This window comes from Paenibacillus sp. FSL W8-0426, assembly GCF_037969725.1.
Taxonomy (GTDB): domain Bacteria; phylum Bacillota; class Bacilli; order Paenibacillales; family Paenibacillaceae; genus Paenibacillus; species Paenibacillus hubeiensis.
Genome location: NZ_CP150203.1, coordinates 4,079,027 through 4,093,096, shown reverse-complemented (window position 1 = coordinate 4,093,096; position 14,070 = coordinate 4,079,027). Strand labels below are relative to the sequence as shown.

Genomic DNA, 14,070 nt, shown 5'->3' with positions numbered 1-14,070 from the left:
GGAGGAGCATCATGTTTGAATCCAAATCATACAAAGTGTTCAAGGTATTCAATGTCATCTTTTTATTGTTCGTAGTGTTCATTACGCTTTACCCGTTTTTGAATGTCGTGGCGCAATCCTTCAGCAGTGAGTCGTATATCAACTCCGGCAAGGTGAGCATTATCCCAAGAGGATTCAATATCGACACCTATAAAACGATTTCCAAGGACAGCATGTTCTGGACCAACTATAAAAACACGGTGATATACACCATTGTGGGCACATTGATTTCCATGTTCATGACCACGATCTTCGCCTACGCGCTGTCCAAAAAGCGTCTGATGGGCCGCAAGTTCCTGACGATGTTCGCCGTGTTCACGATGTTTTTCAGCGGTGGTCTGATTCCGAACTATGTTTTGATCAATTCGCTGGGCTTCAACAACACCATGTGGGCACTGGTCGTGCCGGGGGCAATCAGCATTTATAACATGTTGATCATGAAGTCCTTCTTTGAAAATATGCCGGAAGAGCTGGAGGAAGCGGCAGCAATCGACGGCCTGAATACGTATGGCATCTTGATCCGCATCATTTTACCGTTAAGTAAAGCAGTTATGGCAACGATGGTACTGTTTTATGCCGTTAGCCATTGGAACTCTTGGTTCCCTGCATTTCTCTATCTGGACAAAAAGGAACTGTTTCCGGTCACGATTTATCTTCGCAACATGATCGCCGGAGCAACAGGGGGAGCTTCTGCGGGAGCATCCGCGGATAACCTTACTTCGATTGCGGCCAACATCAAATCAGTGACGATGGTTCTGACGATCCTGCCGATTTTGACGATTTATCCGTTTGTGCAGCGTTACTTTGTAACCGGTATCATGCTGGGGTCCGTGAAACAATAGGCTCCAGCCCGATATATAAGCTTGTTTACGCAAGGCCAACCTATACCACATGCAGGGGGACTAAAAGGATGAAACAGAAGCCACGCAAGCTTGTAGGCAAAATGGTTTTGGCAACTTTGATGAGCGTCGTGCTGGCAGCATGCAGCAGCGGTGCAGGAGGCGGCGAAGCCGATGTAAAAACGAAGGGCGCCATGGAAACGTATAATGTCGGGGATACCTTCAAGGCGAGCGAACCGTTCAACCTATCGATATTGTACAGCGATCAGCCGGCGTATCCGTATAAAAAGGATTGGCTGTTATTCCAAAAAATCACCGAAATGACTGGTGTAACGTTGGAACCTACCATCGTTCCGATGAGCGACTATCCCCAAAAAAGATCCCTCCTGATCAGTTCGGGGGATGCACCTCTGGTAATCCCTAAAACTTATCCGGGCGAAGAATCGGCATTTGTATCGTCGGGTGCGGTTCTGCCGGTCAGCGATTACATTGATCTGATGCCGAATTTTAAAGATAAAGTGGAAAAGTGGGGACTGGAGGATGAACTTGAAGGCCTTCGGCAGGAAGATGGGAAATACTACGTGCTTCCAGGTCTGCATGAAGAAGTATGGCCTGATTATACGCTTATCGTAAGAACGGACTTGTTTGAAAAAAATAATATTCCGATTCCGACCACTTGGGATGAATTGTACCAGGCAGCCAAAAAACTAAAAGAAATTTATCCGGACTCCACTCCGTTCTCGGATCGATTCAAATTCAACAGCACGCTGAACATCGCTGCCACCGGTTTTGGAACGAAAGCAGGTTGGGGATTCGGCAACGGACTGACGTACAAGAAAGATCAGGATGAATTCGTGTATACGGCGACGACGCCGGAGTACAAAGAAATGCTGGAGTATTTCAACAAACTGGTTACGGAAGGATTGCTCGACAAAGAAAGCTTTACGCAGGATGATGATCAGGCCACGCAGAAATTCGTTTCCGGCAAGTCCTTCATCATTAACGGTAACTCGCAAACGCTCGTGCTGCATCGCAATGACATGAACAAAACGCTCGGCGAAGGGAACTTCTCCATTGCCAAAATTACGGTTCCAGGCGGTCCAAAAGGGCAGCTGATGTCCGGATCCAGACTTGAAAACGGTGTCATGATCTCGAGCAAGATCAAGGATAGCGACAATTTCAAAGCCATTATGCAGTTTATTGACTGGCTCTACTACAGCGACCAAGGCCAAGAATTCGCGAAATGGGGCGTTGAAGGCGAGACCTTTACCAAAGAAAACGGCGTTCGCAAGCTGGCAGACGACATCAACTACAACGGACTGAATCCGAAGGGAACCAAAGATCTACGCATTGATTATGGTTTCTCTGGCGGGGTGTTCGCGTATGGTGGAACGACCGATTTGCTGCAATCCATGTTCAGCGAAGAAGAACTGAAATTCCAGCAGGACATGAAGGAGACCAAAGAAGTGGTTCCGGCAGAACCGCCGATCCCGTATTCCGAAATTGACCGTGAACAGGTTACGCTGCTGAGCACGCCGCTCAAAGACTACACGGACCAAAACACGTTGAAGTTTATTCTGGGCGAACGCAAATTGTCTGAGTTTGATACCTTTGTACAGGAACTGGAAAGTCAAGGATTGTCCCAATACGTGAAGCTTGCCAACGACACTTACAAGAAGTATAAAGAGAGCAAACAACAGTAACCTAATGCCCAAAGCCCGGATTGCCGTTTCACTTGAGCATTTCAGTGGAGCGGCAATTTGTGCTAAGATGGATGAATACGGCTGAGAGGAAGAGGTTAAGGAATGTCACTTAATCAAAAAATTAGAGGATCGACCCGGGCATATTCATACAATCTGATTAAAGAGCGGATATTGCATCTTGAACTTGAGCCGGGCACGAAGATTTCCGAAAAGGAAATTGCGGATGAATTGCAGGTGAGCAGGACCCCTGTCCGGGAAGCGTTTATGAAACTCGCCGAAGAAGAACTGCTCGATATTATTCCGCAGAGCGGGACGGTCGTGTCGCTCATTAATTTGGAACACGTGGAAGAAGGGCGATTCATCAGGGAAAAGATCGAAATGGAAATTGTGGCTCTTGCTTGTGCTTCTCTTGAGGAAGAGTTCAGGTTCCGATTGGAGACCAACATTGCGATGCAGGAAGTATGCCTTGATAACAATAATGTTTATAGGCTGTATGAGCTCGATGAAGAATTCCACCAAATACTGTTTCAGGCGACAGGCAAAATGCGGACATGGAAGATGCTGCAGCAGTTGAACATTCCTTTTAATCGCTTGCGCCTGCTCCGTTTGTCCGAAGTTTCCAACCTGGACGTCATCGTTTCCCAGCACAAAGAGATCTATAGACTGATTACGGCACGGGAGACCGAGCTGGCCGTTAAGGCCATGGAAGAGCATCTTCGTTTGGTCATGATCGAACAAGAGCCGGTCAAAGCCAAATTCCCGCATTATTTTATATAAAACTCATAGTGGTGAATAATGCCTCAAGAGATGCAACGAACCCCTGTTCGATGGCGAACAGGGGTTTTGTTTAGCCTATTACATATTCATGCTGTGAATCATCTTATTTGATAAAGGATGGATCCGGATAAGGGCTTGCAATCCAGCCGTCTTTTTCAATAAAGAGGCGTACAGCGATGATTTGTTTGTTTTCCATCAGCGTAAAGAAGTGCGGAATGTTTTCAGGCACGGAGATGACGTCCCCGGGCAGCAGTTCTACATTAAAGTAACCTTCTTCTTCCGTTCCTTTGATGACAAAAATGCCTTTACCGCCAACAATGGCGCGGATTTCGTCCTCGGAGTGCGTATGGATTTCTTCAAATTTGGCCAGCTTCGCTTCAATGTCGGGCGTATCTTCAGACAAGGTGATCACGTCCCAGATTTGATAGCCGCGGCGCGCAGCCAAATCCTTGATTTCGGCATCGTACGTCTCCAGAACCTGTTTTTTTTGCTCGTCGGTCAGGTTGAAGTTGGTTTGCAGTTCAGGGCTTAATTTGGAGGCATCCCATTTTTCATATAATACGTCATATTTGTTCAAGAAATTTCGAACGTTTTCTTCTCCGGTGATGCGTTCGTTCGTTTTTCGGATCACGATTTCAGCCATTTTCTTCCCCTCTTTTCCACTAGGTTTGATAGACATTATATCGGAACGCTTCGATTTTGTCGATTCATTAATTCGTTCGGGTCGATGCCAAACGGCGCCACACGGCTGATGAAAACGATCTTTCACAATAAGTTAGTTTCTGTTAAACTAAGATTTAACGTTTTGCGGGGGTGACCATATTGGATAAGCTTAGTCTACACGATGCATTAAAACAACGAATATTAATCCTCGACGGTGCAATGGGGACCATGATCCAGCAAGTTGAACTTACCGGCGCAGATTTTGGCGGCGAAGAGCTGGATGGATGCAATGAGATGCTCGTGTTAACACGCCCGGATCTCATTCAGCGGATTCACGAAGATTATTTGGAAGCCGGTGCCGATTTAATAGAAACCAACACGTTTGGTGCGACTTCGGTTGTACTGGCTGAATATGAAATACAGGATCGCGCGCGCGAAATCAATCTGGCTGCGGCCAAGATCGCGAAAGCTGCCGCCGACCGCTACTCTACGCCTGACCATCCGCGCTACGTCGTGGGTGCAATGGGCCCAACGACCAAAACGCTGTCGGTTACGGGCGGAGTGACCTTCCAGGAACTGGTTGACAGTTATTTCGAACAGGCCGTCGCTTTAATCGAGGGCGGCGTTGATGCGTTACTGCTCGAAACTTCACAGGATACGCTCAACGTAAAAGCAGGGAGCATCGGCATTCAACAAGCCTTCGAACAGACGGGCGTCAAATTGCCGTTGATGATCTCGGGCACGATTGAGCCGATGGGCACCACTTTGGCAGGTCAAAACATCGAATCGTTCTATATCTCTCTGGAACACCTTAACCCGATTTCGGTGGGGTTAAACTGCGCGACAGGACCCGAGTTCATGCGTGACCATATTCGTTCGCTTTCGAGCATGGCCTCGGCCGCCGTCAGCTGTTATCCCAACGCGGGTTTGCCGGATGAGAATGGGAACTATCATGAATCGCCGGAATCGCTTGCCCAGAAGATCGGTGCCTTTGCCGAGCAAGGCTGGCTGAACATCGCGGGCGGATGCTGCGGCACGACGCCTGCACATATCAGGGCGATGCGCGATACCCTGGCAAAGTACCCCCCAAGAGAACTGAACGGAACACATCCGCCGGCGTTATCCGGCATTGATCCGGTATACATCGAGCAGGACAATCGCCCATATATGGTGGGAGAGCGGACCAACGTGCTCGGATCACGCAAATTCAAACGCCTTATTGTCGAAGGGAAGTATGAAGAGGCTTCGGAAATTGCGCGTGCACAGGTGAAGAACGGGGCGCATATTGTCGACATTTGCGTACAGGACCCTGACCGCGAGGAAAGCGAGGACATGATCAAGTTCCTTGAGCTCGTCGTCAAAAAGGTCAAGGTCCCCCTGATGATCGATACGACCGATGCAAAGGTCATCGATCTTGCATTGCAATATTCTCAAGGCAAAGCGATTATTAACTCCATTAACCTTGAGGATGGCGAAGAAAAATTCGAGCTTGTCACGCCTTTGCTGCACAAGTACGGCGGAGCCGTCGTTGTAGGTACGATCGATGAGCGAGGCCAGGCGATCAGCAGAGAGGACAAGCTTGACGTGGCCAAGCGCTCCTATGATTTGCTCGTAAGAAAGTACGGCCTGCAGCCGGAAGACCTGATTTTTGATACGCTTGTTTTCCCTGTCGGTACGGGGGATGAGCAATATATCGGCTCGGCCAAGGAAACGATCGAAGGCATTCGTCTGATCAAAGAAGCCATGCCGGAATGTCACACAATTCTCGGAATCAGTAACATCTCGTTTGGTTTGCCGGAGGCAGGCCGCGAAGTGCTGAACTCCGTGTTTCTGTACGAGTGTACCAAGGCGGGACTTGATTATGCGATCGTAAATACGGAGAAGCTGGAGCGCTATGCCTCTATTCCGGAGGAAGAGCGCAGATTGTCCGAAGAGCTGCTCTATAACACGAACGACGAAACGCTGGCTGCATTCGTTGCTGCTTTCCGCAACAAAAAGGTAGAGAAAAAAGAGAAAATCTCGAACCTTTCGTTGGAAGAACGGCTTGCTTCTTATGTGGTCGAAGGCAGTAAGGAAGGACTTATTCCCGACCTCAATGAAGCGTTGACCAAATACTCCGCGCTGGAAGTCATTAACGGGCCGTTGATGGCGGGCATGGAGGAAGTGGGGCGGCTGTTCAACAACAATGAGCTGATTGTTGCCGAGGTGCTGCAGAGCGCCGAAGTCATGAAGGCATCCGTTGCCCATCTGGAGCAGTTCATGGAGAAAAACGAATCATCGGTCAAAGGGAAAATCATTCTCGCCACCGTTAAAGGTGACGTGCATGACATTGGAAAAAACCTCGTGGAAATCATTCTCTCCAACAATGGTTACCAGATCATCAATTTGGGTATAAAAGTACCACCTGAACGGATCATTGAGGCTTATCGCAAGGAAAAAGCGGATGCGATCGGTTTGTCCGGACTGCTCGTAAAATCAGCGCAGCAGATGATCGTAACCGCTCAGGATTTGCGCACGGCAGGAGTGGACGTTCCTATTATGGTCGGCGGGGCGGCACTGACTCGCAAATTCACCAAAACGCGTATCCGTCCGGAGTACGACGGCATGGTCGTGTATGCCAAGGATGCCATGGACGGGCTGGATCTGGCGAACAAGCTGATGAATCCGGAAACCCGCGCGCAGATGCAGCTGGAGATGGACGCGGAAAAAGAGGCTGATGCAGCCAACGCGGACAACGTGAAGTCGATGCCAGAGCTTACTCGCGTGGAACGGTCCGACATCGCGATCGATAACCCGGTGCTTGTGCCGCCTGATTTGGAACGGCACGTGCTGCGGAACTACCCTATTTCGCACATCCTGCCTTACGTCAACATGCAGATGCTGCTCGGACATCATTTGGGGCTTCGTGGTTCGGTAGAGCAATTGCTCGCTGCGGGTGACCCCAAAGCAACCGATCTTAAAGCGGTCGTGGATGGCATCATGAACGACGCGATTCGCGACGGCATTATTCAGGCACATGCCATGTATCAATTTTTCCCGGCACAATCGAGCGGAAACAGCATTATCGTGTATGATCCGAAGGATACAAGCCAAATATTGCATACTTTTACGTTCCCGCGGCAAAAGGTCGATCCGTTCCTGTGCTTGTCCGACTTCCTCAAGCCGGTAGAGTCCGGTATTATGGATTACGTCGGATTCCTTGTGGTGACGGCTGGACACGGTGTGCGTGAGCTCTCCACCACCTGGAAAGAACAAGGGGACTACCTTCGTTCACATGCGCTGCAGTCGGTAGCGCTGGAAGTAGCGGAGGGACTCGCAGAACGCGTGCATCATATGATGAGGGATATATGGGGCTTCCCGGATCCTCAAGAAATGACGATGAAGCAGCGCCACGGGGCGCGCTATCAGGGCATTCGGGTGTCTTTCGGATATCCTGCTTGTCCGGACCTGGAAGATCAGGAGCCGTTGTTCAAACTGATGCGTCCCGAAGATATCGGCGTACAGCTGACAGAAGGCTTCATGATGGAGCCCGAAGCTTCCGTTTCGGCGATGGTATTCAGCCACCCGCAAGCGAAGTATTTTAACGTGGATAAAGCATAACAATAAAGAGCAATGGTCATGCAAAGACCTCCGCATCGTCGGAGGCTTTTTGCTGGCAACAGAAAGAGGTGCAATCCGGAGTGGAACTATATTTCCTGGGAACTAACGCTGGTGTACCTTCGCTGCAGCGCAATGTGACCTCTATTGGGCTTCGTTTGCTCGATGAACGCAAGGCATTGTGGTTGTTTGACTGCGGGGAAGGAACGCAGCATCAGATTTTGAGCTCTCCGCTCAAACTGAGCAAACTGGAGAAAATATTCATCACCCATCTGCATGGCGATCATGTATTCGGGTTGCCGGGCCTGCTTTCCAGCAGGGCATATCAAGGGGGCACGACGCTGCTTACCGTATACGGTCCTCCAGGGACGGAACGCATGATTGCGACAACGCTGGAGCTAAGCCAGTCCCGACTGAATTATGAGCTTCTTATCGTTGAACATACGGGTGGAATTATTTTCGAAGACGAGAGTTTTGTAGTGGAAGCCGGCCTTTTGGAGCACCGCATCGACAGTTACGGCTACCGGGTGACCGAGAAGGATCGTCCAGGCAGTCTTGACCCGTCGAAAATGGCGGAGTACGGTTTGAAACCAGGGCCTTTGTTCGGCCGCTTGAAGCGAGGCGAATCCATTACGCTGGATGACGGTCGGACGATTGCTCCGCAAGACGTGCTCGGCACTCCGAAACCCGGCAAGATAGTAACGATCCTGGGAGATACACGCCCGTGCGAAGGGGTACTGCCGCTTGCGCAGCATGCGGATGTGCTCGTTCATGAAGCGACGTTTACCCATGAGCTGGCGGATACGGCGCACGAGTATTATCATAGCACGGCTAGGCAAGCGGCCGAAGCGGCAATGGCGGCGAATGCGGGGCAGCTCATTTTGACGCACTTCAGCTCACGCTATAAGGATGAGGAGCAGCTGCAGCCCCTGCTGCAGGAGGCTCAGGAAATATTTCCGAATACCCGTCTTGCCGTGGAACACCAGCTTATGCCGATTGCTCATTCGGGTCCAGCCCCAAAAGGTTGAATATGAATGGATGGTTGGGCATCTGCAGACGGGCGTTGATTAGGAAAGCCTATTATGGCTCGGGACTGGGGAAGCATTTCCCGCAGTCCCTTTTGCAATCTGTTGGTAAACGGTGTAGGATGGGCATTGAGCATGAGGAAATGAACCGAATTATTTTCCGGGAAAGCGCAGGAAATGACAAGCTTGTACAGAAGGCGCGCGAAGGCAGACGTCTATCTTCGATCAAGTTCGACGTGTTGCGTGCTGCGAAGCGGGCGTTTCCTTTTTGTCTCTATACATAGTATCGCCGGACAGTATTGTTTGGAAGCCAACCATTTGTGGAACTGTTCTGCAATTTGGGCTTCCAGCAATGCTTTCCTAATGGTTCATGCCATGAAGAAAGGAAGTGTCTGAGTGATTAAAGCTTTTTTGATTGACTTGGATGGTACGCTTTATCACGGAAAACATCGAATCGAGGGAGCAGATCGGTTAATTCATTTTTTGAATGAGCAAAAGGTGCCTTATTTGTTTGTCACAAACAACTCGTCGCGTACGCCTCAAGGCGTGGCGGAACATTTGAAAGGGATGGGCATTCCGGCTGAAGCTGAACAAGTGTGTACTTCGGCGGTTGCCGCGGCAGAATACGTAGCAGGAATTGCGCCTGGCGCGCGAGTCGCTTGCATCGGAGAAGAAGGGCTGCTGCAGGCGATTCAGGATGCTGGATTGACTTTAACGGATCACGATCCTGATTACCTGATCCAGGGGATTGACCGTGATTTCAATTACGTCAAATTGACGCAGGCGCTTCGGTGGATCAATGCAGGTGCGGAATTCATATTGACGAACCCTGATCTGCAGCTTCCTTCGGACGACGGGCTTACGCCGGGAGCGGGAACGCTTGGCGCGGCCATTGAAGCGGCGACCGACATCCGACCTACCGTTATTGGCAAACCGTCCAGCATCATCATGAAGTCGGCCATCCAACGTTTGAACCTGAATCCGGAAGAAGTCGCGGTCATCGGGGACAATATGCGTACCGACATTGGTGCAGGCGCCGCAGCTGGCTGTGAAACGTTGTTGGTGTTGACAGGAGTGACGACACGCGACAACATGGATAGCCACATCAATGCCGCAAAGGTACGTCCAGACCATGTGTTTGAAGATTTGAACAATTTGATCGAGTGGCTGTCTGAGCAAGTCGGCCATCCAACGACGAAGGAGTAGATGTACGATGCCGGAATTGCCGGAAATGGAAAACTACCGGACGCTATTGTCCGATCACATACTGGATAAACCGATTACGAACGTAGCGGTTAACCGCGAAAAATCCATTAACAAAACGCCGGATGAGTTTGCACAGCAGCTGGTGGGCAATCGCATCATTTTTGTGGAGCGTCGGGCGAAGCATCTTATTTTCCACCTTTCCAACGGAAAGCGCCTCGTACTGCACTTGATGCTGGGCGGATTGCTTTATTGGGGAACCGAGGACGATCGACCAGACCGCACGACCCAAGTAGAGCTTCATTTCGGTGAACAAATTTTATTCTTTATCGGTCTGCGGTTGGGGTATTTGCATCTGTTGACTTCGAAGGAAACCGAAGAAGCGATGTCTGAGTTAGGACCCGAGCCGCTGGACCGCCGCATGAACGCAGAACGGTTTGCCGCGCTGCTCAAGGGGCGTCGGGGCACGCTCAAAACAACGCTGGTCAATCAACATATCATTGCGGGCATCGGCAACTGTTATTCGGATGAAATTGCGTTTGCTGCGGGCTTAAGACCCGGGTCCAAAACCCAAAATATTGCCGCTTCTCCGGAACTGAGCGAACGTCTATATCATGCCATGCAATCGGTATTGCGCGAGGCAGCCAGCGAAGGCGGATATATTGAAATGCCGCTGATGCAAGGCGACTTGAAGACAGGAAATTTTGATGACCAATGCAGGGTGTACGATCGCGAAGGCGAAGCGTGCCCGCGTTGTGGGGGAACGATCGAACGTGTGGAAATCACGGGCAAGAAGGCATTTTTCTGTCCGGATTGCCAGCATGACGCCTAACAGCGGCATCGGCGCGCACGTCAGCACCAAAGGCGGATTTGTCCAGGCGGCCAAGCGGGCTCACGCACAGGGGGCAACGGCATTTCAGTACTTTCCGAAAAACCCCCGCAGTCTCTCGCTTAAGGCTCTGGATGCCATAGATGCCCGGCAATGCCGGGACTATTGCATGGAGTACGGATTGGCGTCCATCGCCCACTCGCCTTATCCTACTAATCCTGCTTTGGGCATGTCCCGTGGAGAGGCGGGATATCATGCGGTGATCGCTTCGATTCGCAATGACCTGGAGATCGCAGATGCTTGCGGCTCCGTGGGTACGGTGGTTCATTTTGGCCATATGAAAAGCGACGACCCTTTGGTGGGTTATCAGCATATTATACAGACCCTTGACATGGTTCTGGAGCAATGGGACGGGAAGGCAAAGGTGCTGCTCGAAAATCAAGCAGGCGATCATGGACCTATGGGAACAACGATGGAAGAGATGGTGCAGATTCGCAAACTATGCAGCCACCCTGAACATATTGCTTTTTGCTTTGATACCTGCCATGCTTTTGCTTCAGGCATGTGGTCTGAGGGGGAAGAGCAGGCCATGTTAGAAAAAGGAAGAAAGCTTGGCTATTGGGATGCCTTGGCGGCCGTACATTTCAACGATTCAAAATTTGCATCCGGCTCATGCAAGGACAGACATGCCCGAATTGGCGCCGGTCGCATCGGAAGTGATGGAATGAAGGCGCTGCTGGCGTCTCCCGAGTTCGGAAAAGCCGTCGTTGTCATGGAAACGGAGACGGGCAAAGACGGAACGCACCGCGAAGACATCGCGTTAATGCGTTCCTGGCAATAAAAGCGGGGAGAGGAGAGATACCATGCATGTATTTTTGGATGACTATCGGGCATGTCCGAAAGGCTTTGTGCTCGCAAAAAACGCGGAGGAATGCCTGATGCTGCTCAGGGAATGCGAAGTAGATATATTGTCGCTCGATTATGAGCTGGGTCCCGATTCCCCGAACGGTGGCGATGTCGCTGCAGCGATCGTAAGAGAAGGCCTCTATCCGCGCGAGATTTATTTGCATACCTCGAGCATGTTTGGCAAACGTCAAATGTATGAAATCCTTTACTCAAACAAGCCGGCAGAAGTCATTATGCACAACGGACCAATGACAGGTGAGGTTATGCTTCGCATTGCCGCGGGAGCGGGTTCCCGATGAAGCCGATCACGCAAAAAATGCTTTTGCGCAACGTATGGGAAGGATTGCCACAAGCAGTCTTCATCCATACTCCGCTATGCGGCACGTGTGCCGCTGCCCGGCGCATGCTGGAGGTTGCCGAGCATTTGCTGCCGGAGGATGTGTTGGTCGAGATGAATATCAACGATATTCCCGAGTTGGTGCAGAAGTATCAAATATCCAGCGTGCCGGCACTTATGCTGTTTGACGGTGAGCAAGAAAGGCCAACAATGGTTTATCGAATGAATTCAACCCAACATCTTCTCGGCGAAATTCGAAAGGTGGTGCTGGGATGAGTATCATTCAGATGCAAGACGTTTCCCTCCGGAGAGAGGAACGTCAAATTTTGGACCATGTGCAGCTGCATGTTCAGGAAGGCGAGCATTGGGTGATCCTGGGACGCAACGGTTCCGGGAAAACAACGCTGCTGGAGCTGATGACGGGGTACATGTTCCCAAGCCAGGGACGCATCGACGTATTGGGCAACCGGTACGGGCAATGCGATGTGCGGGAAGTGCGCAAGCAGATCGGCTACATCAGCCAGACGCTGATCGAAAAGCTGACTTTGCGAGATCCTGTCTGGGAAGTTGTGGCTACCGGGGCCTACGCATTTCTGCGTTTTTATCAGGCGATTCCGGACGAGGTTCAAAACAAAGCGCGGCAGCTGTTAGAAGAAATGGACTTTGGCAAACTCGCCGATCAACCGCTCGGTACATTGTCCCAGGGGGAACGGAAAAAGGTGATGCTGGCGCGTTCGCTCATGGCCGATCCCAAACTGCTGATCATGGACGAGCCCTGTGCGGGGCTTGATCTGTATGAACGCGAAAAAATGCTGGCCGAAATCGACCGGCTGCGCCAGCGGGACATGACCGTTATTTATGTCACGCATCATATTGAGGAAATCATGCCTTTATTTACGCATGTCGCTCTTGTTCGCGATGGCCGCATTGCCGCGGCAGGTCCGAAACATGATGTTTTGACGCAAGAAACCATTAAGCTTACGTACGACATTCCGGTCGACATCCAATGGGTGGAAGGACGGCCTTGGATTCGCGTACGTTCTGGAGGGTAACACATTTTGAGTACACAGTCACAGTCACCTTGGGAGGAAGGCAACTTCTCCCGTTTTATTTGCACGGCCAATCATGGCTTTGCGCCCTACGCGCAGGAAGAATTGCGCCGAACGTTCGGAGCGGTCAAGAGCACGGTGCTTGTGCCCGGCGAGGTGTTGCTTGCCGGCTTGCCTGTTGCGGAAGAACAAGTTGCCAGTATGCTGCAGGCGGAGGATCCGACGTTTCTGCGTCATATTCAACCGGTGCAATTTCAGGAAAATGCAGCCGATTCCGAACAAGCGCTGGAACGCTTGCTTGCTTTTATAACGAATCATCAAGAGCTGGGCGGCTTACGCGTGGCGTTGCAGGTGCGCAAAACCGAAGGTGCGTTCTGGCACGAAAACGCTGCGTCGCTGAAGCAATACCTCACCGACAAATTGGAGGATCTGGGCTGCGAATGGGTTGTTCGCGAAGCAGATTACATCGTATCCGTTTTCGCTGCTGAGGAAACCTTGTACGCGGGAATTTCGAAACCGGAACAAAATTTGTCGGACTGGAATGGAGGAGCCATCCGTTTTCAGAAGGAAGAGGGTCAGATTTCGCGGGCCAAATTCAAACTGTTGGAAGCGGAGCAGACCTTTGGCATCGACTTCAGATCTTTTCGCAAAGCGCTGGACATCGGAGCCGCGCCAGGAGGTTGGACATCGTTTCTGTTGGAACGCGGCCTTGAGGTTACCGCTGTGGATCCGGCCAAGATGGATGCGGGTCTGCTGCAATCGCCCAAGCTTACGTTTTTGAAAAAAAATGCGGGTGACGTGAAGTTTAAGGAAGGCGAATTCGATCTGCTGGTATGTGATATGAGCTGGAGTCCGAAGCTGATGAGCAGGCTTGTTTCCGATCTGATGTACAGCCTTCAGTCCGGGGGGACCGCGATCGTTACGGTCAAGCTGCTTCACAAAAAGCCGCTGGCCCTCATCAAGGAAGTCATCGACACCTTTGAACGCTCTCGCTTGCAAATTCAACGCTCAAAGCAGTTGTTCCATAATCGTGAAGAGATCACGCTTTACATGATTAAATATTAACAGACTCGCTTCCTGAAACAGATTGCTTTACCAGCAAT

Annotated in this window: 13 protein-coding genes; 12 read left to right on the top strand and 1 reads right to left on the bottom strand. The window is 50.8% G+C overall.

What is annotated here, in order from left to right:
• The first annotated feature begins 11 nt into the window (after nucleotides 1-11).
• The 3 genes from MKY59_RS18220 to MKY59_RS18210 all read left to right on the top strand — a co-directional run bounded on the left by MKY59_RS18220 (nucleotide 12) and on the right by MKY59_RS18210 (nucleotide 3,358).
• Nucleotides 12-881: a carbohydrate ABC transporter permease gene (locus MKY59_RS18220; RefSeq protein ID WP_236412191.1), complete on the top strand. Its 870-nt coding sequence runs from the start codon at nucleotides 12-14 to the stop codon at nucleotides 879-881.
• Nucleotides 882-949: 68 nt separating this feature from the next.
• Complete coding sequence (locus tag MKY59_RS18215) at nucleotides 950-2,581, top strand: extracellular solute-binding protein (RefSeq protein WP_339272925.1); 1,632 nt, start codon at nucleotides 950-952, stop codon at nucleotides 2,579-2,581.
• Between the two features lie 102 nt (nucleotides 2,582-2,683).
• Complete coding sequence (locus MKY59_RS18210) at nucleotides 2,684-3,358, top strand: GntR family transcriptional regulator (RefSeq protein ID WP_236412193.1); 675 nt, start codon at nucleotides 2,684-2,686, stop codon at nucleotides 3,356-3,358.
• Nucleotides 3,359-3,461: 103 nt separating this feature from the next.
• Here the strand turns inward: MKY59_RS18210 and MKY59_RS18205 are convergent, their stop codons facing one another.
• Nucleotides 3,462-4,001 (bottom strand): acireductone dioxygenase, encoded by a 540-nt coding sequence (locus tag MKY59_RS18205; protein ID WP_339272922.1) that lies wholly within the window; start codon nucleotides 3,999-4,001, stop codon nucleotides 3,462-3,464.
• 179 nt (nucleotides 4,002-4,180) lie between these two features.
• Here MKY59_RS18205 and metH point away from each other — a divergent pair, with 179 nt between their 5' ends.
• The 9 genes from metH (at nucleotide 4,181) to MKY59_RS18160 (ending at nucleotide 14,032) form a co-directional block, all read left to right on the top strand.
• Nucleotides 4,181-7,621: a methionine synthase gene (metH, locus tag MKY59_RS18200; RefSeq protein ID WP_236412195.1), complete on the top strand. Its 3,441-nt coding sequence runs from the start codon at nucleotides 4,181-4,183 to the stop codon at nucleotides 7,619-7,621.
• Nucleotides 7,622-7,701: 80 nt separating this feature from the next.
• Nucleotides 7,702-8,646 (top strand): ribonuclease Z, encoded by a 945-nt coding sequence (rnz, locus tag MKY59_RS18195; RefSeq protein WP_339272920.1) that lies wholly within the window; start codon nucleotides 7,702-7,704, stop codon nucleotides 8,644-8,646.
• A gap of 393 nt (nucleotides 8,647-9,039) precedes the next feature.
• Complete coding sequence (locus MKY59_RS18190) at nucleotides 9,040-9,849, top strand: TIGR01457 family HAD-type hydrolase (protein ID WP_339272918.1); 810 nt, start codon at nucleotides 9,040-9,042, stop codon at nucleotides 9,847-9,849.
• A gap of 7 nt (nucleotides 9,850-9,856) precedes the next feature.
• On the top strand, nucleotides 9,857-10,678 hold the full coding sequence (gene mutM / locus MKY59_RS18185; protein WP_236412201.1) for a bifunctional DNA-formamidopyrimidine glycosylase/DNA-(apurinic or apyrimidinic site) lyase: 822 nt from the start codon (nucleotides 9,857-9,859) through the stop codon (nucleotides 10,676-10,678).
• On the top strand, nucleotides 10,668-11,516 hold the full coding sequence (locus tag MKY59_RS18180) for a deoxyribonuclease IV (RefSeq protein WP_339278433.1): 849 nt from the start codon (nucleotides 10,668-10,670) through the stop codon (nucleotides 11,514-11,516). Before mutM ends, MKY59_RS18180 begins: the two co-directional genes overlap by 11 nt.
• Nucleotides 11,517-11,538: 22 nt before the next feature.
• On the top strand, nucleotides 11,539-11,880 hold the full coding sequence (locus MKY59_RS18175) for a cyclic-phosphate processing receiver domain-containing protein (RefSeq protein ID WP_236412202.1): 342 nt from the start codon (nucleotides 11,539-11,541) through the stop codon (nucleotides 11,878-11,880).
• On the top strand, nucleotides 11,877-12,194 hold the full coding sequence (locus MKY59_RS18170) for a thioredoxin family protein (protein WP_236412203.1): 318 nt from the start codon (nucleotides 11,877-11,879) through the stop codon (nucleotides 12,192-12,194). Before MKY59_RS18175 ends, MKY59_RS18170 begins: the two co-directional genes overlap by 4 nt.
• A 2-nt stretch (nucleotides 12,195-12,196) precedes the next feature.
• Nucleotides 12,197-12,970: an ATP-binding cassette domain-containing protein gene (locus MKY59_RS18165; RefSeq protein WP_236412916.1), complete on the top strand. Its 774-nt coding sequence runs from the start codon at nucleotides 12,197-12,199 to the stop codon at nucleotides 12,968-12,970.
• A gap of 6 nt (nucleotides 12,971-12,976) precedes the next feature.
• Nucleotides 12,977-14,032, top strand: a complete 1,056-nt coding sequence (locus MKY59_RS18160) for an SAM-dependent methyltransferase (protein WP_339272913.1) — start codon at nucleotides 12,977-12,979, stop codon at nucleotides 14,030-14,032.
• Nucleotides 14,033-14,070: the final 38 nt, after the last annotated feature.